Source organism: Bacillus carboniphilus, assembly GCF_039522365.1.
GTDB classification, from domain to species: domain Bacteria; phylum Bacillota; class Bacilli; order Bacillales; family JC228; genus Bacillus_BF; species Bacillus_BF carboniphilus.
The window spans coordinates 39,328-62,441 of sequence record NZ_BAAADJ010000010.1; the positions used below are offsets into that span (position 1 = coordinate 39,328).

Here is a 23,114-nt window from a genome sequence, read left to right on the forward strand (position 1 = left end):
AAGCTTTTTTAAATAATTCCATTCTTAACCAAAACTGCCTTAATAGCTGTATATGAAATATCTTCTGGTAACAATTCCTTCAAAGGTTTTAGTTTGTTGTCTTCTAGCAACGCATGCTTTTCAAGGACGAGCTCCTCCGTATCCTCGTCAAAAAATAACGTCCAATCCAGTTCATACCCATCTTGATAAGCCTTGAAGATGTGATTTTCAATTGTAAGCTTTGTGATCCCACGTTCTTTTGCAATTTCCCCAATGGACATTCCATCCCTGAATAGATGATAGGAAACGATATGGCTAGGCGATGAATCTGGATGAGTTGGAGCACTTCTTTTTGGAGTAACCGGTTCAATAGGCTTTGTATCAATCTCAACTTTTTCAATGGGCCCATTCTTCTCAATATAGGCCTGTATGCTTCCTAAAAAGGTTTCCCCATATTCATCCCATTTCCTAAGACCAACACCTTTAACTTGAAGCATTTCTTCACGAGAAGTTGGAATCAATCTGCAGAAATCTTTCAATGTCGCGTCCGAAAAGACCACATAAGGTGGGTAGCCATTTTCATCCGCAATTCTTTTACGAAGCCCTCTTAAATACTCAAATAACCCTTCATCAAATTGCTCTGTTCTCTCCACTTTTTCTGTCTTAGCATGAACCCAGACTTTTTCTTCCCCTTTCAAAACTTCATAAGATTTACTTGAAAGTTTAATAGTTGGAAATTGTCCATGCTGGACAGCTAAATAACCATCAGCAATAAACTGTTGAATTAACGTGTTAATGTCGGCCTCTTTATAATGAGAAAGGAGTCCATAGGTCGACAACTGATGAAAACCAAACTCTTTGATTTTTTGACCTTTGGAGCCTTTTAAAACCTTAGCAGTTAAGGACACACCAAAACGCTCACCCATTCTTTTTACACAAGAAAGAATCATTTGGGCTTCTTTCGTCATATCGACTAACTCCTCGGATTTTAGACAGTTGCTACAGGTACCACACTTATCAACTCCATTTGGATCGGAAAAGTAATCGAGGATATATCGTTGTAAACATTGTTTGGTGAATCCGTATTGCACCATTGCGTGAAGTTTTTCATATTCTTGTTTTTTCTGCGCTTCATTCATGATCGACTGTTCAATTAGGAACTTTTGAAGTTGAACATCACTCGAAGCAAATAAAAGAACACATTCGCTCACTTCTCCATCTCTTCCAGCGCGACCTGCTTCTTGATAGTAGGATTCGATATTCATAGGGATTCCATAATGAATGACGTATCGTACGTTGGATTTATCTATTCCCATACCAAACGCGTTTGTTGCTACAATAATGGATACGTCGTCCTGAATAAAGTCATTCTGAGCTTCTAATCTCTCTTGTTCAGACATCCCAGCATGATACCGGGCAGCAGAAAAACCGTTATCCACTAGCCATGTGTATACTTGGTCTGTTGTTTTCCGAGTCGGAGTATAAATAATGCCAGACTCATTCCGCTTAGAAGTCACATAGCTTTTGATAAAATTCCCCTTTTTTACACCTCTTTCTACACGGAAATGAAGATTGCTACGACTGAACCCTGTGTTTATAACTTGTTCAGGGCTAATGTTCAGTAGAGATTGGATATCTTCAATGACTTGATCAGTTGCTGTAGCCGTTAGGGCAACAAGGGGACAGCCTATATCCATTTCTTCAATGTTTCGAACGATAGAGCGATAACTTGGACGAAAATCATGGCCCCATTGAGAAATACAGTGGGCCTCATCAAAGGCAATAAAAGAAAGTGGGATTTTTTTCACAGCATTTGTGAACTCAAAAGACTCGAATCGTTCTGGTGCTACATAGACGAATTTTAAATCACCTTGAATCAATTGATTCATAATGTCCTGTTGTTCCTGATGACTTAACGTACTGTTGATAAAAGCAGCAGACACTCCATTGGCTTGGAGGGCATCAACTTGATCTTTCATCAGAGAAATTAAGGGTGAAATGATAATAGCAGTACCGTCCATCACAAGACCGGGTACCTGATAACAGAGGGATTTTCCTCCTCCAGTTGGCATTACAGCTAAGGTGTTGTGATGGTCAAGAATATGTTGAATAACCGTTTCTTGACCAGGGCGAAAGCTAGAAAAGCCGAAAACTGTTTTTAAAATATCTTGCGCTCTATTTAGTAATACACTCACAGATTTAAAGTTCCTTCCATACAAGAATTATGAAACTAGCGTAACATATCAGCATTGAAACGAAAAATAGAAGAAAAGGTGTTTTGATTAGGAGATTTTAGTGAAATTACTGTAGGATTTACCTTTTTTAAAAGGGAGAGAAGGTTTTTTTATGGTAAATGATGCTTTATCTAATGGTTGTTCTGCCGACGAGCCGGACAGACGATCCGTTATTTTAATGAAAATGCTCGGTTTTAGAGGGGGAACCGGACCGTGGTTCCGCTATTTGACAGATTTAAGAGTAAATTCAGCTGAAATATGCCTAATAAAGGATCCTCTGTCCGCAAAGTTCATAAGCAAATAACGGAACCTGTGTCCACTTCGCCCGCTAGCCGGACACAGGATCCGTTATTTTAATGAAAATGCCGGTTTTCGAAGGGAAAACTGGACAGTGGTTCTTTTATGGCAACTCAACCCTCACCACTTCAACTCCTTCCTACACGTCGTTGCTAGTCTTGCAGCAGTATGCCGGATATGGTCTTGGTCCATCACATCCAACTCCTTTTGATCAATGGCCGCTAGTATATATTTGCAAAATTCCCATACTTCCTCTTGGATTTCTGAGTCACTAACAATAGCGATATTATTTAAAGACTCCAGGATTCCGTTCATGACAGATACATCATGTTTTCCGTAATGCTTAATCTGATAGAAGCTCTTATATAAATATTCTCGGTACGGTTTCGGGTCCATAATAAGCCTAACCGTGCCTTCATTATCTGCAAAATATTTAGTTGGGTAGTAGTGTTCTCCAAGTTCCGCTAACAAAGAACCAATACGGTTTAAACAGTTGATTGCAGTATGGGGATCATTGATGCCAGGCGATAATGCTCTTAGTGCAATATCCACCAACTTTTGAATAGAAAATTCAATATCATAAAGTCCAGTTCGCTCAAGTCCCATAAGAATATACTCTCTGTAGCCATTGCTTTCAAATTCCTTTTCGTGTCCATTCGTCCAGTATGAAAAAATAGGCATCCCTTTTTGAATATAGTCTCCTACTTGGAAATGGGCTTTTAAAATAACATTACGCTCTTTAGCCCAATTCAGTAATTCATTAAATTGGATGGATTGAACATAACCAGAAGTATCAGCAGGAACAGATCTCTCTGTTTTCTCTTCCAATTCTTCTAACAACGTTTCATTCCATTCGTAATTATAGGAGGCATGTTTTTTGTCAAAATACTGTTTGATAACCTCAGAGGTATCATTCCGAATATTACCTATTAAATAATTCACCTGGATCCACCTTGTAGAATGATGAATAAACAAAATAAAGGCACCTAAACAGACGATAGAAAAGAAGACGGTTAGTAATGGGTTTAAAAACTGTACTTCACTATTTTCTTTTAAAAGCAAAAGGCTTATTAAAGAAAAGACAAAACCGAATGAAAAGATACCAAGTACGTGTTGGGTAATCCGATCAGCCATAAAGTCCTGCAATGTTCTTGGAGAAAACTGAGATGATGTTGTTGTTAAAACCACCATAATAGATGAAAAACTAATTGTTGTCATAGTTAAAATGGCCGTAATGAGTGAGCTATAAAGAGACATAGCCATATCATGAGTAGTTAATAGAATGGAGGGAATGTGTTCCTCTAACCTTTGAAAGAAACCATAATCTAGATAAGTAGTAGTTGTTACAATGACGATTGAAATAAAGCTATATATTGTTGGTAAAAACCAATAACTACCTCTTAAACGAAACCACAATTTTTTATAATTCATCTAACTCACTCCTAAGAAACATGTTCCCCATTTCCTCCTATTTTTAACATGGCTTATTTAACGTTAGGTGTTCGCATACTTTTTGATTTACAATAAGAGAAGATTTAATGAAGGAATGGTAAAGATGAGTATTTTATTAGTAGAAAATTTATATAAAACATATGGAGAGAAAACTCTCTTTGATTCAATTTCTTTTTCAATTGCTGAAAAGCAAAGAATTGGACTCATAGGTGTTAACGGAACGGGTAAGTCTACGTTATTAAAAGTGTTGGCGGGATTAGATTCTGCAGAAGAGATTACGATGACTCACGCCAATGATTTTAGAATTGAATACCTACCACAGGAGCCAATCTTGGATGGGGAATTAACCGTTCTGGAGCAAATCTATTACGGTGATTCTATTATTATGAGGGCGATGCGAGAGTATGAGCAGGCACAGAATGAGTTAGAGTTGGACCCAATGAATAGCCAGAAACAACAGAAACTGATTTCTATACAGCAACGCATGGATGAAGTAGATGCATGGGAGGCAAGTACCGTAGCTAAAACGGTTTTAACGAAGCTTGGAATTGCAGATTTCTCCAAAAAAATTAAGCACCTATCAGGTGGTCAAAAGAAGCGGGTTGCCATTGCAAAGGCACTGATTCAACCTGCAAATTTATTACTAATGGATGAGCCGACGAACCATTTAGATAATGAGACAATAGAATGGCTTGAAGGTTTTTTAGCTCAGTACAAAGGTGCTCTATTGTTAGTCACTCATGATCGTTATTTCTTAAACCGTGTGACAAACAAAATCTTCGAGTTAGACCGTGGAAAACTTTATTCTTATGATGGGAATTATGAGGTTTTCCTTGAGAAAAAAGCGGAGCGGGAAGCAGAAGCAGAACTAAGGGAATCAAAACGCCAAAATATACTAAGAAGAGAACTAGAATGGTTACGCCGTGGTGCGAAGGCGCGGACAACGAAGCAAAAGGCGCGGATTCAACGTGTTGAACAGCTAAAGGACCAGAAAGTAGAAGGTGTAAAAGGAGAGGTAGACTTTGCGATAGGCTCCCAAAGACTTGGAGACAAGGTTATAGAGCTTGAAAGTGTCAGTAAAGAGTTCGAAGGGAAAGCACTAATCCAAGATTTTAGTTCACTTATTATCCCTGGTGACCGAATTGGGATCATTGGACCTAATGGAAGTGGAAAAACAACACTTTTAAATATGATTGCTGGTCGAATTGAGCCTGATAAAGGGGAAATAGAAATAGGGTCGACCGTGAAAATCGGCTACTATACACAAGACCACGATGAGATTAACGGTGATTTGAAAGTAGTAGAGTATATAAAAGAAGTAGCTGAAATTGTTCATACGATTGATGGGCAAGTGATCACAGCAGAACAAATGCTAGAAAGATTCTTGTTCCCACGCTCTATGCAATGGACCTACATCCGCAAATTATCCGGTGGGGAACGTCGCCGGCTTTATTTGTTACGGGTGTTAATGACTGAACCTAATGTGCTATTTTTAGACGAGCCTACCAATGATTTGGATATTCAAACATTGAGTGTTTTAGAAAATTATCTTGATCAATTCCCTGGAGTAGTTATTACTGTATCCCATGATCGCTACTTCTTGGACAGAGTGGTAGATAAATTGATTGTGTTTGATGGACAAGGGAATATCAGTCGCTTTATGGGCTCGTATACAGAATACATGGAAGAGATGAAAGAGAAGAAAGCAGTTGAAGTTAAGGCTGTAAAAGAAGTGACACAACCTAAGCAGAAGACTGAAAAAAGGAAAAAGCTCTCTTATAAGGATCAATTAGAGTGGGATGGCATTGAAGATAAAATAGCTGAACTTGAAGAGAAGATTGAAAAGATCGATGAAGAATTAGCAGAAGCGGGAAGTGACTTTGAAAAAATCCAGAAGCTGATGGACCAGAAAAGTGAGGTCGAAAGCGAGCTAGAGCGGACAATGGAACGTTGGGAAGAGCTAGCGCTTATGGTGGAAGAAATCGAAAAATAAAAGGGATAAAGTAAAGCGGCAGCCTTTGGGTTGTCGTTTTTGTTTTGCTTTTTTAAAAGGAAAAAGAACATTATGTACATATTTCACAGCCCTAAGTGACAAAATAATCCATATTATGAAAGGAGTGTTAAATATGAAGAGAAAACTAGCTGCTTTAGTTATGGGGGCAGTTATGGTAGCAATGAGTGCAAATGCAATCCCAGCACAAGCGAATAAAATGTCCGCTGATAATCAACAACAACAACAGCCTAAGGTGGAGCTAACTGAAAAACAACAAGGAGAACTGGCTGCCCTTTACCAAGAAATCAACAAATTAAAAAAGCAAGTGCTGGATAAGTATGTGGAATTCGGCTCCATGACAAAAGAGCAAGCAGACAAAGTGAAATCATGGATTGACCAACACTATAAGAGAATGGAAGAGAATGGTTTTAAACCAATGGAAAGACACCATTTTCATAGGGATCATGACAAAGATGATAAAGATGACAATGGAGACGATGATTAGTATTAAGTTTAGCGAGAACCTTCCGATTAGCCTGGTGGCTGATGGGGAGGTTTTTTTGTGCTGATTTCTCGTGGGAGAGTGTGAAAAATTAAGAGCGAACGGTGAGGTTTTCTGATAGAGGGGTAAACATTTCCGATAGGAGAGCAGAAGTTTCTGATAGAGGGGTAAACATTTCCGATAGGAGAGCAGAAGTTTCCGATATAGGGGTAAAGATTTCCGATAGAAGAACAGAAGTTTCCGATAGAAATACTAAAATTTCCGATTAACAGAAAATAGTCTCCCTGCTTATTCTTTTTTACAAGTAAAAGGTTTTTCTTACATATAGATAGAAAGTATTAGGAAATAAAAAAGGGGATGGGGTCAGGTGAAAGAGTACACACAGTATGATGGATTGGGTCTAGCAGATTTGGTGAAAAAGAAAGAGGTTCATCCGCGTGAACTTGTACAAGCTGCAATAAATCAAATTGAAAACAAAAATCCTCAGTTAAACGCGGTTATCAATAAAATGTATGAAAAAGCGGAGACAACGGCAGAGCATTCCACTTCAGAGGGAGCCTTCGCTGGTGTCCCCATTCTATTAAAAGATATTACGCAAGAAATTGAAGGTGAACCGATTACGTTAGGGTCCAAAGCATTCCAAAACTACAGGGCAAAACAAGATTCCGAGTATGTGAAAAGAATAAGAAAAACAGGAGCTATTATACTTGGACAAACAAATGTCCCTGAATTTGCCCTCCTTGGAATAACGGAACCCAAACATTACGGTCCATCTAGAAATCCGTGGAATACTGATCATTCACCGGGGGGTTCCAGTGGAGGGTCTGCTGCAGCCGTTGCTTCTGGAATGGTTCCGATAGCGGGAGCCAATGATGGTGGCGGTTCCATCAGAATTCCTGGCGCATATAGTGGACTATTTGGTTTAAAACCGACTAGAGGACGCACACCAGTGGGACCAAAAACGGGGCGTGACTGGCAGGGAGCTTCTGTAGACCATATTTTATCCAGAACAGTAAGAGACAGTGCAGCCATGTTAGATGAGTTAAAAGGACATGTGAAATGGGCAGCCTTTCATGTCCCGGACTACACAGGGAGCTATTTGCAGGACATGTCGACGCCAATCAAGGATCCATTAAAAATCGCTTTTACAACGAAATCTCCACTTGGTACAAAAGTAGACCCTGAATGTATAGAGGCTGTCCATCAAACAGCAAAACTACTAGAATCTATGGGTCATATTGTTGAAGAAAAAGAAGCTCCCATCGATGGTCATAAAATTGCCCAATGTTATCTCAACAACTACTTTGGTGAAGTAGCTGCGACACTTGAGTCTTTAACACCTGTCTTGGGTAGAAAAGCAACCTATAAGGATGTAGAGCCCACAACCTGGTTATTAGGACTACTTGGAAAAGCAACTTCGGCTAAGGAAATCGCACTGAGTATTAGAGAATGGGACCGAGCCGCATACATCATGGAGGAATTCCACGAAACATACGATCTTTACCTGACACCGGCCACTGCGTTCCCAGCTCCAAAAATTGGTGAACAAGACCCAACCCCTGCCGAACAAATGGCTATCTCTGTAGTAGGGAAATTAGGGGCGGGCAGTTTGTTAAAAAGGGCTGGAATCGTTGATAAATTGGCGGTCGATAACTTATCACGAGTTCCATTTTCTCAACTAGCTAATTTGACAGGACAACCTGCAATGACGTTACCAGTCAAGCTCTCGTCCACGGGATTACCAATTGGTGTTCAAGTGGTGGCAGCAAGAGAGAGAGAGGACTTGTTGTATAAACTAGCAGGACAGATGGAATCAGACGGTAAGTTTATCGATGTGACACACAACCCAATTTTTCAATCTTAGAGATGTCAGAACATATTAAACTATGATAATATTTAGTCATACGAAATATTAGGAGGACCCTCTCATGGCAGAATACTTAATTGTTCTAAATAAAGATGAAGATACCGTATCCATAGTAGATGCGCATTCCTATGAAATTATAAAAACAGTGGAAACAGATTATAATCCACACGAGGTTGTGATTACCCCTGATGGCAAGAAGACCTATATTACTTGTTCTTTAGGGAATAAAATGAACATCATGGATAACGATACGTTTGAAATCACGAAAACATTGGAGCACCCTGATTTTAATTTTCCACATGGTTTAGGGGTTACTCCTGATGGGAAAAAGATTTTTATGGCCTCTACATACAGTGAGAAAGTCTTTGTCATAGATGCAGAAATAGATGAAATTACGAATGTATTTCCAACCTATCAAAAACTTTCTCACATGATCTCATTTTCTCCAGATGGTAAAACGGTTTACGTGCCGAACATCGGAAGCCATAACATGACCGTTGTGGATGTTGAATCTGAGAAAGTTGTGAATCACTTTCCAGTGGGAAGAGGACCTGAAGGTGTAGCTGTTCACCCTAACGGAAGAGAACTGTATGTCGCAAATCAAGATGATAACAATCTATTTGTAATCGATACAGAGACGTTAGAAGTTTTATATAAAAGAAGAATTGGAACGTGCCCCGTTCGTCTTGTTTTCTCACCGGATGGGAAATATGCACTTATTCCAAACCGTGAGTCAGGAGAGCTTTCTATCATTGAGACTGCGTTTGAACTAAAGGGTAAAGTATATCCATGGGAAGTTAAACGAATTCGTGTTGGAGTATGGCCGGGAGGTATTGTGTTCAACCCTGAAGGCACCAAAGCATTTGTAGCCAACAATAAAACGAATGACCTTTCTGTTATCAATATGGAAACGTTAGAGGAAGAAGCAAAAATAAAAGTGGGTATTCATCCGGATGGGATTGCTTACTTAGTTAAATAGAGTCATAGAAAAGCCATGCCCGAATTAGCGCATGGCTTTTTGAATAATTCATAGGAGGTAGTCAAATGAATACGATCAATTGGACCAAATTCGAAGATTGCTTACATGGTGTTATGAAAGACAAACATATACCAGGTGCAGCTGTCGCCGTTTCCCAAAATGGAAAGGTTATCTATCAAAAGGGATTTGGGGTTCGTGATGTTGAAACGAGAGAACCCGTCACTCCAGAAACGATTTTTGGAATAGCTTCCGTGACTAAATCGTTTACAGCTTTAGCTATATTAAAGCTAGAGGAGGAAGGGAAGTTATCAGTAGAAGATCCCGTGATCCGATACATTCCTGAGTTCAAGATGCAAGGTGTAGAAGACATGAGTGAAATCAAAATCTATCATCTTATGTCACATACTACTGGATTACCTCCTATGAACCGCCGAGAAGAACTTAATGATCTCAAACACCATCTAGAATATGTAGCTAATGAAGACTACGAACTACTAGGGAAACCTAGTCAGTACTTTAGCTACTGCAACGACACCTTTCTTTTACTCGGTGAAATCATTGAGCGTCTGACGGGGCGTCTCTATCGAAGGTTTGTTACGGAAACAATTTTAAATCCTCTACAAATGTACCGCTCTACCCTAAGTCTAGAAGAGGTAGCGAAGTATGATAACGTGTCAGTTCCTTACATATATAATTCAGACAGCAGTACATATGAAAAACAACAATGGCCAACACTCGGTAACTACGAGGTTGGTGGAGGGGTCCGTTCGAATGTCCTGGATTTATTAAAATATGGTCAGGCTTATGTGGGAGAGGGGCCAATTGTCTCTAAAGAGAGAGTGAAGAAAATGTGGAGTCATCTTCATCAAATTAGAAGGAACGCTTACTACGGCTATGCCTTACAAGTTACACCAGATTACTCAGGCGTCACATTAGTTGAACACGGAGGAGGTCAACCAGGCGTTTCCTCGAACTTTGGATTTGTTCCTGAGAAGGGAATTGTTGTAAGTGTACTGACCAATGTATCAGGTGTACCGGCTGCCGATATATGGTTAGCAGCAATGAATACAGCTTTAGGCATTCCGTTAGAGCAAAAGCGTAGTGTGGAACCATTCTATAATCTAACTTCTGATGAATTACAGCTATTAGTAGGTAGCTATGATTCTGCAGAGGGCGGTTATGTGAAAATCTCGTTGGAAGACGGGGCTCCAGTTGCAGAAGCAGCAGGGGAAAAGCTGAAACTAAGAGCAAGTTCCACTAACACCTTAGTAGTTGAAGAAACTGGTTTGCCTATTCAGTTCTTTTTAAGAGATAACGAAAAGGCATGGGCGGTGTTGTTTGGATCGAGGATGTTGAGGAGGAAAAACTAGTCGAATTAAATAAAACAGGTCTTTACTTACTTAGGTTTGTAGTAATGACCTGTTTTTCTATTATCGTCCTGGAGTTAGCGCATACACATAACTATCAATGAGAACACCTTCTCCGTTGGTGTATTCATTCTTCAAAATACCCTCTAAAGTAAAACCAAGCTTTTCTGGGATCTTGCAGCTTTTCTTGTTATCTGTTCCGATTAGGCACTCGATTCTTTTTGCTCCCACTTCTTCAACAGCGTATTGAACAAGGGCTTCAACCGCCTCCGTTATGTATCCTTTTCCACTTTCTTTTGTGTGAATCCAGTAGCCAAGTTCAAAACGAGGAACTTTCCAGCTTGGGTGATGGAGTCTTACTGTTCCTATAAAACGACCATCAGCCTTACTATAAATATGAAATCTAATTTCCTTGCGTAAGAAAAAGTGAGCGTGGGCAATTCGGACATCAGCTTCCGTTTCTTCTATGGAAGGTTTCTTTTTAGCAAAAGACAACCATGGTCTTAATTCTTCTATGGATTCACAAATAGCTTGATTGACTACCTTCCCGTCACCAGGTTGTGGAATACGGAGAACTAATCGTTCCGTTTCTATTTTGGTAGGTAGGTCTAGTAATATTGGGTCCATCAAATCACAGCCTTTCTTTAATTCATATTTCTTATTATTACATATCGGGTGGGTAAATGATGGGTTAGATTCCCATTATGACAATTTTGTTACTGGGTATGAAGTAAAACATAGAAAAAAATCCAGACAATCGCATTAAAAAGGTTTTGTTATTACAATATAATGAATTTCGATTACTTTTTTGTAACGATTCAGCTGCAAAACCATGATAATTACTAGCAAATGTAAAGTGTTGACATTGACGTGAGAAATAAACATTTATTATAATAATATAAAATATAACAACGCTTAATCCCATATGGGAGCGGGGGAACCAATTATTTGTGGCAACTGCCACAGGGGTGAATCCTTTCACTAGTTTACTAGTAAGGTAGGGTGATTTCTCTACATCCGAATCCGACAGCTAACCTCGTAAGCTCCAGTAGAGACCACTATTGCTAATGAACCACGACAGGGCTCTCTCTGTCGTGTTTTTTATTTCATAATAAGGAGGTTTTTCAGGTGGAAGGAAGTAACAAGCTTACAAGAAACATTATATTAGCTCTAATTCTGGGTTTGGTTTTTGGCTTTGTGTTGAACATCTTTGCACCAAGTGTGTTTAAAATCGTAGATCCATATATACTGTATCCACTAGGAACCATTTTCCTTAACTTAATCAAAATGTTAGTCGTTCCACTTGTTTTTATTTCCATTACCTTAGGGGTTGCTGGTCTTGGGGATCCTCAAAAATTAGGTCGTATAGGGGCAAAAACGATTGGTTATTTTCTAGTTACAACGACTATTGCAATTAGCTTGGCAATCGGAATTGGCTATGCAATGAAGCCAGGTGTAGGAGGAAGCTTTGATACTTCGAGTGCGAATTTTGAAGCAACAGAAGCACCATCGTTTATCGATACGTTACTTGATGTGATACCGACAAACCCTATTGAAGCGATGACTACGGGTAATATGCTCCAAATGATTACATTTGCTGTATTCATAGGACTAGCATTAGCTGTTCTAGGAGATAAAACAAAAGGGATTTTGAAACTGTTTGAACAAGGAAATGAAATCATGATGTATTTAGTGAATGTCGTCATGAAAACAGCTCCAGCCGGCGCATTTGCCTTAATTGCATCTGCAGTCGGAAAACAGGGATGGGAGGCATTCAAAGTAATGGGAATGTATTTCATTGCCGTTTTACTTGCTCTAATTCTTCATGCCATCCTTGTGTATGGTTCGACGGTTTCTCTATTTGGAAAAATGAGCCCAATCAAATTCTTCAAAGGATTTGCACCAGCCATGTCGGTTGCCTTTAGTACTTCAAGTAGTAGCGCAACCCTACCAGTTTCCATGGAAACTGCTCAGAAAACGTTAGGTGTTCCGAAGAGTATAAGTAGTTTTGTTCAACCGCTAGGAGCAACGATTAACATGGATGGGACAGCCATTATGCAAGGTGTTGCAACGGTTTTTATCGCCCAAGTTTACGGGGTAGATTTATCAATTAGTCAACTACTAATGGTTGTGCTAACAGCTGTTCTGGCAAGTATCGGTACAGCTGGTGTTCCAGGGGTAGGTCTGATCATGCTCGCAATGGTATTAAAATCTGTAAACCTCCCAGTTGAGGGAATTGCTCTCATCATTGGAATCGACCGTCTTCTTGATATGACAAGAACAGCTGTCAATACTGCAGGTGATGCAGCATGTGCCGTTATGGTAGCTGAGACAGAAAAGAAACATCAGTCTTCAGAAGAAAGCTTGTCTGCGTAAGTTAAGAAAGCCCAAATCCAGAAGGATTTGGGCTTTTTTTTATCAGGAAAATAAAGCATGAACATGTTTATCTAGTTCTTTTAACAAAGGCACTCTTGGACTATATAAGGTGTTTTGACAATGTTCATCGACATGTCGGTTAATGAGTCCTGCCGTGTTAAGAATCGAAATGTGGTGATGAATATTGCCTTTTGTATCTCCAATCAGATGAACAAGTTCAGTAAATGAGCGTTTTTCTCCTTTTAATTGTTGTAAAATCCGTAGACGCTTTGGATCGGAAAGGGCTTTTCCAATTAACACGATTCGAGCTTCTTTACTGTCAAATGTGGTGGCAGGATAATATAAACTAATACAGTCATGATACAGTGTATAGGTTGTTAATGGCCTGAAATGTAAACTAGGCATGACATGAATATGTTTGATAAAAGATGATTCGAATATCATTCCGTTTGTGAGTTCCTCTATTACTTTAGTAGGCGTTGCTTTTGTTAATTGTTCTTTCGTTTTTTCATTTGCTTTTTGTAAAAGAGGAATGGTAGAGGAGGGAAGAGTTGAAAAGTACTCCTTGTCCCATTCTTTCAAGATAGAGATCATCCGGTCCCGTTCACCAAGAATGTCTTGAGGCAATGCTTTGTCTTGCTTCAATACTGGTACAATTCTTTCTAAAATATCCCCCGCACTTAATTGGCTTACTTCAGATAAAATATCTTCAATTGTTTGCTTTTCGTATGTTTGTTTATCAATAAGCACATGTAGATAGTGAAAAAGCCATTCATCTCCTAAGGTCTCAATCTCATTTTTAAAATGTGTGCTGAGACGAGCCTCGACCTGTTTTCTCCAGTCTTTACCCACCTCTAGGTATTTACTGTTTTTGGGGTTTTTATATAATAGATAGCTTAATAACAATTCGTCTATAGGTGAAAAAGAGGCACTTACTGTATAGTTCATGGCATAACCCTCCCATTCTTCTCTGTTTTTTCTATCTTATCATAGCGAGGGAAGGGAGTCATTGAACACAATTTGTCGAACGATAATAATTGACCATATAATACTGTTCAATTATTATTGAACTTGTGTAAAAGGTTTAAAATCTTTGAACGATACAGAACATGTAAAGAAGGGATAGAAATGAGATCATATATTGGGATTTTCAAAAATCCAAATTACGTAAAGCTTTTTATAGCTCAATTTGCCTCACAAATAGGTACAGTCACGGGGTTGATTGCTTTCACATTTTATATTTTGGACCGCTTTAGTCAACAACCTGTTTTTGCGACATTAACTGAAATGATGTACTCACTTCCAACATTGTTTTTATTTTTTCTGACAGGGGTATTAGCAGACTCATTTGATAGACAAAAGATAGCCAGAAATTGTGACTGGATATGTGCTGGGTTGAGTTTACTATTATTAGGGGCGGTAATGATTGGTTTTATGCCACTCATCTTTGCACTATTATTTATTCGAAGTGGTATTTCAAAGTTCTTTCCGCCTGCCCAGAGTGCACTCTTACAAGGAGTTCTCACTAAAGAAGATTACCCCACAGCAATGGGATTAAATTCAATGCTTTCAAGTGTATTTTTCTTAACGGGAAGTGGATTAGGGGCATTTATATACTGGAACCTTGGTGTAGAGGGAGCTATTTTGATTGATGCATTGAGTTTTTTAGTTTCCGGAGTGTTTATCGCTCTTTGTCGAATCCCTCTCGAAGTTCGAATGCCAAACGGACAGATTGCTTTCAAGGAGTTTAAATTAAAAACCGTATTTCAAAATTTTTGGGTAGGAGTAAAGTATGCATGGGGAAAACCAATTGTCCTTACACTACTCATTGGGATTTTGATGATTGGAGTTCTAAATGGGGGAACTGCGGTCATGCATATCTTTATTATGAAATATAAATTGGCGCCGGAAACCTATGAACAGGTTCAAATTGGTTTAACGATTGCAATTGGTTTGGGGGTTTTATCAGGAAGCATAATAGCCACTTATTTAAGTAAAAAGGTTGCGTTGTATAAAATGATTATTGCGAGCTTTCTGATCAACGGAATAACACCGTTTATTCAGTCATCCATAGAAGAGATTTGGGTTTATTTTATCGTCCATTTTATCTTTGGTACGGCGATTCCATTATGTAATGTGGCATTTTTTGGCTGGTTAGGTCAAATTGTTGATCCGAAAATGATGGGTAGAGTACAAGGCTTAGTCACTCCGCTTATGATGTTCACATTAACCTTGACCCAAGCATTTATTGCAGCTGCTTTTCCAAATCACATGACCATAGAGGGTATATTTTATATTGTTGGGGGAGCATCTTTGGCCACCGCACTATTTTATCTAATAAAGCTTCCGAAGCTAGCGAAAATTGAACATGAAAAATCTGGCATTGGTCGTGTTGTCAAAGCCACAATGTAAGAAAGGGGCCAGTAATTAAGAATGGCCCCTTTGGTTCTAATAACTTTTTGCCCAATATACTAATTTCTGCGCTTCATTTCCACAGCAAACACATTCATTTGAAATGGACTCTTGCTCAAATGGGATACACCTAGAAGTTGCGCCAGTTACTTCTTTTATTTTTTCTTCGCACTCAAGTTTTCCGCACCACATGGCTTTTATAAAACCAGGTTTTTGGTTAATAAGCTCTTTAAATTCTTCAAATGAATTAGTGGTTGAAGTCTTGTCTTCACGTGCTTTTCTAGCAGTGTCTAGCATGGAGTATTGTATTTCCTCTAGTAGAGCTAAAAGCGTTTCCTCGAGTTTATCCATGGAAACGAAAACTTTCTCTCCAGTATCCCGTCTAACTAGGACAACCTGGTTCTTTTCAATGTCCTTTGGACCCACTTCAAGTCGGACCGGAATCCCTTTCATTTCATATTCATTAAACTTCCATCCAGGCTTTTTATCGCTTGCATCAATATCGATGCGGACGAGCTTAGAAAGAGATTCTTTTAGATCATATGCAAAGTCTAGAACTCCTTCTTTATGTTGGGCAATTGGAACAATCATGACTTGGGTAGGAGCGACCTTTGGCGGTATTTTTAATCCTCGGTCATCTCCGTGAACCATGATGAGGGCACCAATAACCCGCGTAGTAAATCCCCAGGATGTTTGATGAACATATTGTTGGTTACCGTCTTTATCTAAATACTGAATGCCAAATGCCTTGGCAAAACCAGTTCCTAAATGATGAGAGGTGGCAGTTTGCAGGGCCTTTCCATCATGCATCAGGCTTTCAATGGTATAAGTGAACTTGGCCCCGGCGAATTTTTCTTTTTCAGTCTTTTGCCCTTTCACAACTGGGATAGCGAGCAGGTCCTCACAAACTCTTGCGTATACTTCAAGCATACGAGTTGTTTCCTCATGTGCATCCTCATCGGTTGCGTGGCAGGTATGACCTTCTTGCCATAAAAATTCAAGCGTTCTAAGGAATGGGCGTGTGGTTTTTTCCCATCTGACGACATTAGCCCACTGGTTATAAAGCTTAGGTAGGTCGCGATAAGAATGTATAATATCTTTGTAATGCTCGCAGAACAACACTTCAGAAGTCGGGCGGACGACAAGTCTCTCCGTCAGTTCCTCTGAACCCCCATGTGTAACGAAGGCAACCTCAGGAGCAAAGCCCTCGATGTGATCTTTTTCTTTTTGAAGCAAGCTTTCAGGAATGAAGAGGGGCATATAGACGTTTTCATGGCCGGTTTCCTTTATTCGGCGATCCAGTTCATTTTTAATATTTTCCCAAAGGGCATACCCGTATGGGCGAATAATCATGGAGCCGCGGACACTAGAGTAGTCGACCAGGTCAGCTTTCGTGACGATGTCTGTGTACCACTGCGCAAAATCATCGTCCATGGCGGTGACGCTTTTTACAAAATCTTTTTGGTTTTTCATGTTACACACTCCTTTTTTATTTGCTTTCCTTCTTTTAACGATAGTTGTTGCAGCAGGTCACGATTCCGAGGTTTGCGTTCCCTCTATTAACGATTGTTCTTGTAGCAGGTCACGATTCCGGAGTTTGCGTTCCCTCTGTTAACGTTTCTTCTTCCAGCAGGTCACGTTTTCCACGGTTTGCATTCTCCTCGCCGTGCTAGCCGCTTGTATTCCCGCCCGTCCAAGCGCATCCTCAAACAAAACCCAATAAAAAAAAGCCTCAATCCCAAAAGGGACCAAGACTTTGGCGGTACCACCCTACTTCATAAGGCAACAGACGACCTTATACACTCAAAAGATAACGGTTGAACCGCTGTATTTTCATACAGAACTCAGAAGGCAGGTTCGAACGGGTGCCAATAGGAACCTCCCACCACTAGTTCCCTCTCTGTTAAAGGCTAACTCCAATCTACTAATCCTCGTCATTGTTTTTATTCAATATAGTATTGTGCAGTATTATATAAATTTTGCAATCTTATTGTCAATCTGTTTTTTACCTATATGAATGCCTTATTTGTCCAACATCATATAGTGAAGTAAAGAAAGGGAGGGAAGACGTCATGATTGAACAGGTTCAGGCTGAAATGGAAAGATTGATTGCTAAGTTAAAAAAAGACCAACAGGAAGATGGTTCATGGGTATATCCATTTGAGATGGGAATTCTGACAGATGCTTACATGATTATTTTACTTCGAACATTGGAATGGAACGATGAGCCCTTTATACAAGCGCTTGTCAATCGGATTGAAAGTAGACAAGAACAGAATGGAGCCTGGAAACTATTCGAGGATGAGCAGGAAGGCAATCTCTCTCTGACGATTGACGCGTATTATGCTCTTTTATATTCAGGGTACCGTAAGAAGACGGACGAACAAATGAAAAGGGCTAGCCAATTCATCCGGAAACATGGTGGACTCAAAAAAGCAAAAATATACACAAAAGTCCTTCTAGCCATGACGGGTCAATATCCTTGGCCAACCTTTTCACCCATGCCAGTCGAAATCATGCTACTGCCACTTTCTTTTCCCTTCAATTTCTATGACATTTCCGTATTTGGGCGGGCGAACTTAGCCCCAATGATGATTATTACCAGTCAAAAATTTCAAGTGAAGACAAGGTTGAGTCCTGATCTTTCTAACTTGTATTTATCCCAAAGAGAGTCAGGATGGGATGATTATTGGGAAGAGTACCGCTCTAAGGAATGGATGTCTTTTCTATCTTTTATTCAAAAAGGAATCAAAACCATTGCAGGAATACCAGACCAAATTCGATCTCGTGCGATTGAGGAAGCCAGGAAGTATATGTTAGAGAGAATTGAACCGGATGGGACTCTTTTAAGCTATTTTAGCACTACATTCTATATGATTTTTGCACAACTGGCTCTAGGTGCTTCTAAGCAGGACCCTCTTATTTTAAAGGCGGTTGAAGGGTTAGCATCGATGGGAACAGTGATTCAAAAGCAGGTCCATATCCAATATACGACTGCAAACGTATGGAATACGAGTCTGATTAGTTCTGCTCTACAGTCGGCTGGAGTACCGAGTCATGACCCTACGATTGAAAAAGCCAATCAGTATTTATTATCTAGACAGCATACCAAGTATGGGGACTGGGTAATCCATAATCGAAAGGGAGTTCCAGGTGGGTGGGGCTTCTCCCATGTCAACACAATACACCCGGATGTCGACGATACAACAGCAACTCTGCGTTCCATCACGAGTGCGTCTTTAGATAATCCTCATGTAAAAGAAGCGTGGGAGAAAGGCGTCCATTGGGTTCATACTATGCAAAATAAGGACGGAGGATGGCCAGCTTTTGAGCGTGGTGTAAACAATAGACTGCTAGAGTGGTTGCCTATAAGTGGAGCAGAGTTTTTCCTGCTAGATCCCTCTGCTGCTGATTTGACGGGGAGAGCGTTAGAATTCTTCGGGCATTATACGGTGTTTGAAAAACCAAATAAACGAATGGAAAAAGCAATTAAATGGCTTTATGACCATCAGGAAGAAGATGGTTCCTGGTACAGTAGGTGGGGGATTTGTTATATCAATGGAACCTGGGCTGCGTTAACGGGATTAGCGGCAGTAGGTGAGCCAACGAACCATCCTTCTATTCAAAAAGCAATCAAGTGGTTAAAGCAAACACAAAACCAAGATGGTGGTTGGGGAGAATCATGCAAGAGTGACCAATATAAAAAATACATGCCATTAGGCGAAAGTACATTGACGCATACCGCATGGGCAGTGGATGCATTGATCTCAGTTTCAAATAAACCATCCAGGCAGATAGAAAATGGAATAGCGTACTTAATTCGAAATGCTAGGAGTAAAAACTGGACGGAGCGATATCCAACAGGCCAAGGAATGGCGGACTTTTTCTATATTCACTACCATAGTTATCGATATATTTTTCCACTCCTAGCACTTAGTAACTATCGAAAAAAGTACTTTTAGTAACTTGTTTGAAAATTCTAATTTATGGTTAAATATATCTGAACGAAAAATTAGGAAAAGGAGGAATTCGAATGGAGAGTTTAATTAAGCCAGAAGAAACGTGGTTGTTGTGGGCATTTTTAGCTGGATGGGCAGCAGTCAGTATTTACTTGGAGCAAAAGTATAAATGGGCATCTAAAGTCTCGGGTGCCATTATTGCACTAGTAGGGGCAATGGTTCTAGCTAACTTAAATGTTATCCCTACCGCATCTCCAGTATATGATGCAGTGTGGGTATATGTCATTCCATTGGCTATCCCGTTACTTCTATTTCAAGCAAACTTAAAGAAAATATGGAATGAAAGTGGAAAGTTATTATTCTTATTTTTAATCAGTTCGATTGGGACTGTAGCGGGTGTGACCATCGCATTTATAACATTAAAAGATTCAATTCCTTACCTGGATCGAATTGGAGCTATGATGACGGGCTCTTATATTGGTGGAGGTGTAAACTTTGCAGCACTTGCTGGGAAGTTTGAAGCCCCAGGAGAGATGGTGTCAGCAGCAACAGTTGCCGATAACCTAATGATGGCGATATATTTCTTTGTGCTCATTGCCATACCGTCTATTACCTTCTTTAGAAATAAATTTAAAACACCATTCATTGACCAAGTTGAAAAAGAAGGAAATGCTGCAGGTGAAACGCAAGCATCTTCTTATTGGAAGCGAAAAGATATTTCTTTAAAAGATATTGCGTTTGCACTAGGAAGCGCCTTTGTTATTGTGGGAATTTCTTTTAAACTAGCAGCTATTTTTAATGGAATGATAGAGAGTGAGGGTTCAAACAATACTTTTCTTATTATTTTAGATGGGATTTTAGGTGATAAGTACTTAATGCTCACTACTATTACCGTTTTATTAGTGACGGTATTCCATCGTTTCTTTGATAAGATTCATGGATCTCAGGAACTTGGAACATACTTAATCTATATTTTCTTTGTTGTTATTGGGGTTCCAGCCTCTATTCCATTATTAGTTGAGGCAGCTCCATTATTGTTAATCTTTGTGGCCGTTATCGTTTTGTTCAATATGTTATTTACATTTGTGTTTGGGCGAATGTTCAAGTTCAACTTAGAAGAAATGATTGTTGCGAGTAATGCTAACATCGGTGGACCAACAACAGCGGCGGCAATGGCCATTGCAAGAGGATGGACGGAGTTAATTGCACCGATCATGCTTGTTGGAACACTTGGATATATTATTGGAAACTATATTGGAAGTTTAATGGGGTATTGGTTCCAGAGTATGATGTAAAAGTTCACATCCAAATCACTTGCCCATTGTCATTTTTACAAACTTTGGATATAATGCAAATAACAAACTAAGGAGGGATCACATTAGACGACATGATTATTTTCCAACACTTTTTTCGCTAATTTTCATATGAAAAAGTGGCTCTGCCTGTGGTCAGAGTAATGGAATCAGTCTGTCTATTTTTTGATATTCTCTTTATTGAATAGGACCGTCGTATTGTAATGCGATAGGGTTTTTTATGCCCTTTTACATTAGCCAAACAATACATTTCCCATTACACCTAAACACAGGCAGAAGCCTGTGTTTTTTTATTTTAGGTAATGGAGGAATGTGGATGTTATTTATAAAAGCTGAAAATGTTGCAGTTGATATAAAGGGGAATGTCTTGTTTGAGAATGCTTCAGTTGAGGTACATGAAGGGGAACGTGTGGCCATTATTGGGAAGAATGGAATTGGTAAGACCACTTTTATGAAGAGTCTTATAGGATACCAACCTATTGCTAAAGGAACCCTAAAAAACCAACTGGATGAAGGGCAGTGGAGTTGGATGGACCAGGAATCCGATGCATCCCACGGTTTTACGACTCGACAATTGATTGAATCTGACCATGAAGAATTGTTCCAGTTAAAACAGAAGTTACAGAATCTCGAGAAACAATTAGAAACAAATAATGACCTGATGGAGACATATAGTGGGTTCCTACAAGAATATATGGAACGAAGCGGGTACGAATGGGAAACAAGAATAGAAAAGCAGATGAACAGTTTAGGGATACCAAATAGGGTCTGGGATCTACCATTTCAGCAACTTAGTGGAGGACAAAAAACAAGGGCAAAGTTGGCAAAAGCTATGATCAATCAACCGAAACTACTTTTGTTAGATGAACCAACGAACCATTTAGATGCTGAATCATTATTGTGGTTGGCGGATTGGATGAAGTCCTTTAAGGGGGCCATTTTGTTTATCTCACATGAACGGGATTTTATTGACCAAGTGGCTACAGCAACGTATGAACTGACTCCCAGTGGAACAAAAAAGTATGCAGGTGGTTACTCGTTTTACAAAGAACAAAAAGATTTAGAACGTCAGACACTAGAGGCCACGTATCGTAGACAGGAAATAGAGAGGAAAAATCTAGTTGAGGCTATTTCTAATTACAGACAATGGTTTCAAAAAGCCCATAATGCGGCCGGAGAAAGAAACCCTTTTGCTAAGAGAAAAGCAAACAAAAATATGACTCGATTTAAGGCCAAAGAAAAAGCATTGGAACGGCTCGAAAATAACCGAGTAGAGCGGCCAAAGGATGCTCCTTCCATCCAGGTTAAATTAGAAGCTGAGAACTTTGGGAGCAAACGAATGATTAGCTTCGATGAAGTATCCTTTTCGTATAAAGGATCCACTTTTGGATTTAATGAACTGACTTTCGGAGTGGAACGGGAAGATCGCATAGCGGTTGTAGGTCAAAATGGCTCAGGTAAGACTACACTGTTAAAGCTTCTAACTGGGCAAATAGATCCGGATAGTGGAGGGATTATTCACCATCCTAATTTACGAATCGGCTACTTTATGCAGGAATTAGATGCCCTTCATGAGGAAGCCACCATCTTGGAAGAGGTTATGTCTGGGACTGAGCTGACACAAACCGAAGCCAGAACGATATTAGCTTGCTTTCTGTTTCGTGGTGATACGGTGTTTAAGAAAATCAGTGAGTTAAGTATGGGTGAAAGGTGCAGGGTAGCGTTTGTGAAGCTTTATTTTTCCCAGGCCAATTTACTTGTCTTTGATGAACCAACGAACTATTTGGATATTGACACGAGAGAAAGAATTGAAGATGCTCTTTCTATGTATCCGGGAGCAGTAGTGCTTGTTTCACATGATTCCTACCTATTAAGAAAGGTAGCGAACCGAGTGATTTCCCTCCAGGATCAGGATTTTACATTCTATCCGGGAAGCTATGAAGAGTGGATGAACTACAAACATCTGGACTCATCTGAACAAGCAGTCGAAAACGAAGTGCAGCGTTTAGAATTGGAGCTAGCCTATTTACTAATGGAAGATGAGGAGTCTGAATCACTACAGCCGAACCTCGAAAAGATAGAAAAAGCAAGAGAATTGCAAATGAAAATTGCACAACTGAAGAATAGCAATTAACCCTTTTAGAGTAGCTGGTTTCAACACTAGCTGCTCTTTTTTTACCTCCAGCCCCATTCGTACTAAGCCTCAAGTCCTATCTCAAAATATAGCTGAGGCTCATTATGAGAAAACCTAAATCTAGATAAGATAGAAACATGAAAGGCGATTGAGTCAAGTTTTAGTGGGTGAAAAATTCACCTATAAAATTTAATAGATTTTGTTATAGAAACTTCTCTCTATTCGTATGTGTTTGTAAGCGTTTTCCATT

The 23,114-nt window shown here is 39.6% G+C and carries 15 protein-coding genes, 1 riboswitch and 1 other annotated feature; of the genes, 10 read left to right on the top strand and 5 right to left on the bottom strand.

Going from position 1 to position 23,114, the window contains the following annotated elements; genetic code table 11:
* Nucleotides 1-8 precede the first annotated feature (8 nt).
* Both recQ and ABDZ91_RS05265 read right to left on the bottom strand, forming a co-directional pair.
* On the bottom strand, nucleotides 9-2,174 hold the full coding sequence (recQ, locus tag ABDZ91_RS05260) for a DNA helicase RecQ (RefSeq protein ID WP_343796970.1): 2,166 nt from the start codon (nucleotides 2,172-2,174) through the stop codon (nucleotides 9-11).
* Between the two features lie 456 nt (nucleotides 2,175-2,630).
* A complete protein-coding gene (locus tag ABDZ91_RS05265; protein ID WP_343796972.1) occupies nucleotides 2,631-3,941 on the bottom strand; it encodes a DUF2254 domain-containing protein in 1,311 nt (436 codons plus the stop codon).
* Between the two features lie 124 nt (nucleotides 3,942-4,065).
* Between ABDZ91_RS05265 and ABDZ91_RS05270 the strand changes: the two genes are divergently transcribed.
* The 5 genes from ABDZ91_RS05270 to ABDZ91_RS05290 all read left to right on the top strand — a co-directional run bounded on the left by ABDZ91_RS05270 (nucleotide 4,066) and on the right by ABDZ91_RS05290 (nucleotide 10,673).
* Nucleotides 4,066-5,955: an ABC-F family ATP-binding cassette domain-containing protein gene (locus tag ABDZ91_RS05270; RefSeq protein ID WP_343796974.1), complete on the top strand. Its 1,890-nt coding sequence runs from the start codon at nucleotides 4,066-4,068 to the stop codon at nucleotides 5,953-5,955.
* Between the two features lie 133 nt (nucleotides 5,956-6,088).
* On the top strand, nucleotides 6,089-6,460 hold the full coding sequence (locus ABDZ91_RS05275) for a YckD family protein (RefSeq protein WP_343796976.1): 372 nt from the start codon (nucleotides 6,089-6,091) through the stop codon (nucleotides 6,458-6,460).
* A 364-nt stretch (nucleotides 6,461-6,824) separates the two neighbouring features.
* The gene (locus tag ABDZ91_RS05280) at nucleotides 6,825-8,321 is read left to right on the top strand and encodes an amidase family protein (protein WP_343796977.1); all 1,497 of its coding nucleotides are present in this window, start codon (nucleotides 6,825-6,827) and stop codon (nucleotides 8,319-8,321) included.
* Between the two features lie 64 nt (nucleotides 8,322-8,385).
* Nucleotides 8,386-9,303 (top strand): YncE family protein, encoded by a 918-nt coding sequence (locus ABDZ91_RS05285; RefSeq protein WP_343796978.1) that lies wholly within the window; start codon nucleotides 8,386-8,388, stop codon nucleotides 9,301-9,303.
* 65 nt (nucleotides 9,304-9,368) lie between these two features.
* The gene (locus tag ABDZ91_RS05290; RefSeq protein ID WP_343796980.1) at nucleotides 9,369-10,673 is read left to right on the top strand and encodes a serine hydrolase domain-containing protein; all 1,305 of its coding nucleotides are present in this window, start codon (nucleotides 9,369-9,371) and stop codon (nucleotides 10,671-10,673) included.
* Between the two features lie 60 nt (nucleotides 10,674-10,733).
* Here the strand turns inward: ABDZ91_RS05290 and ABDZ91_RS05295 are convergent, their stop codons facing one another.
* The gene (locus ABDZ91_RS05295) at nucleotides 10,734-11,297 is read right to left on the bottom strand and encodes a GNAT family N-acetyltransferase (RefSeq protein ID WP_343796982.1); all 564 of its coding nucleotides are present in this window, start codon (nucleotides 11,295-11,297) and stop codon (nucleotides 10,734-10,736) included.
* Nucleotides 11,298-11,572: 275 nt separating this feature from the next.
* Nucleotides 11,573-11,731, top strand: a riboswitch (cyclic di-AMP (ydaO/yuaA leader).
* Between the two features lie 67 nt (nucleotides 11,732-11,798).
* On the opposite strand from ABDZ91_RS05295, the gene ABDZ91_RS05300 reads away from it, so the two are divergent.
* Nucleotides 11,799-13,046, top strand: coding sequence for a dicarboxylate/amino acid:cation symporter (locus ABDZ91_RS05300; protein ID WP_343796983.1), 1,248 nt, complete (start codon nucleotides 11,799-11,801; stop codon nucleotides 13,044-13,046).
* Nucleotides 13,047-13,088: 42 nt separating this feature from the next.
* On the opposite strand, the gene ABDZ91_RS05305 is transcribed toward ABDZ91_RS05300, so the two are convergent.
* Nucleotides 13,089-13,994 (bottom strand): ArsR/SmtB family transcription factor, encoded by a 906-nt coding sequence (locus ABDZ91_RS05305; RefSeq protein ID WP_343796985.1) that lies wholly within the window; start codon nucleotides 13,992-13,994, stop codon nucleotides 13,089-13,091.
* A gap of 180 nt (nucleotides 13,995-14,174) precedes the next feature.
* Between ABDZ91_RS05305 and ABDZ91_RS05310 the strand changes: the two genes are divergently transcribed.
* Nucleotides 14,175-15,458, top strand: coding sequence for an MFS transporter (locus ABDZ91_RS05310; protein WP_343796986.1), 1,284 nt, complete (start codon nucleotides 14,175-14,177; stop codon nucleotides 15,456-15,458).
* Nucleotides 15,459-15,494: 36 nt separating this feature from the next.
* On the opposite strand, the gene proS is transcribed toward ABDZ91_RS05310, so the two are convergent.
* Nucleotides 15,495-16,931, bottom strand: a complete 1,437-nt coding sequence (proS, locus tag ABDZ91_RS05315) for a proline--tRNA ligase (protein ID WP_343796988.1) — start codon at nucleotides 16,929-16,931, stop codon at nucleotides 15,495-15,497.
* A 267-nt stretch (nucleotides 16,932-17,198) separates the two neighbouring features.
* Nucleotides 17,199-17,405: a binding site (T-box leader), on the bottom strand.
* 125 nt (nucleotides 17,406-17,530) lie between these two features.
* Here proS and shc point away from each other — a divergent pair.
* The 3 genes from shc to abc-f all read left to right on the top strand — a co-directional run bounded on the left by shc (nucleotide 17,531) and on the right by abc-f (nucleotide 22,864).
* Nucleotides 17,531-19,420: a squalene--hopene cyclase gene (gene shc / locus ABDZ91_RS05320; RefSeq protein WP_343796990.1), complete on the top strand. Its 1,890-nt coding sequence runs from the start codon at nucleotides 17,531-17,533 to the stop codon at nucleotides 19,418-19,420.
* A gap of 71 nt (nucleotides 19,421-19,491) precedes the next feature.
* Nucleotides 19,492-20,712: a DUF819 family protein gene (locus tag ABDZ91_RS05325; RefSeq protein WP_343796991.1), complete on the top strand. Its 1,221-nt coding sequence runs from the start codon at nucleotides 19,492-19,494 to the stop codon at nucleotides 20,710-20,712.
* 334 nt (nucleotides 20,713-21,046) lie between these two features.
* Nucleotides 21,047-22,864, top strand: coding sequence for a ribosomal protection-like ABC-F family protein (gene abc-f / locus ABDZ91_RS05330; RefSeq protein ID WP_343796993.1), 1,818 nt, complete (start codon nucleotides 21,047-21,049; stop codon nucleotides 22,862-22,864).
* Nucleotides 22,865-23,114: the final 250 nt, after the last annotated feature.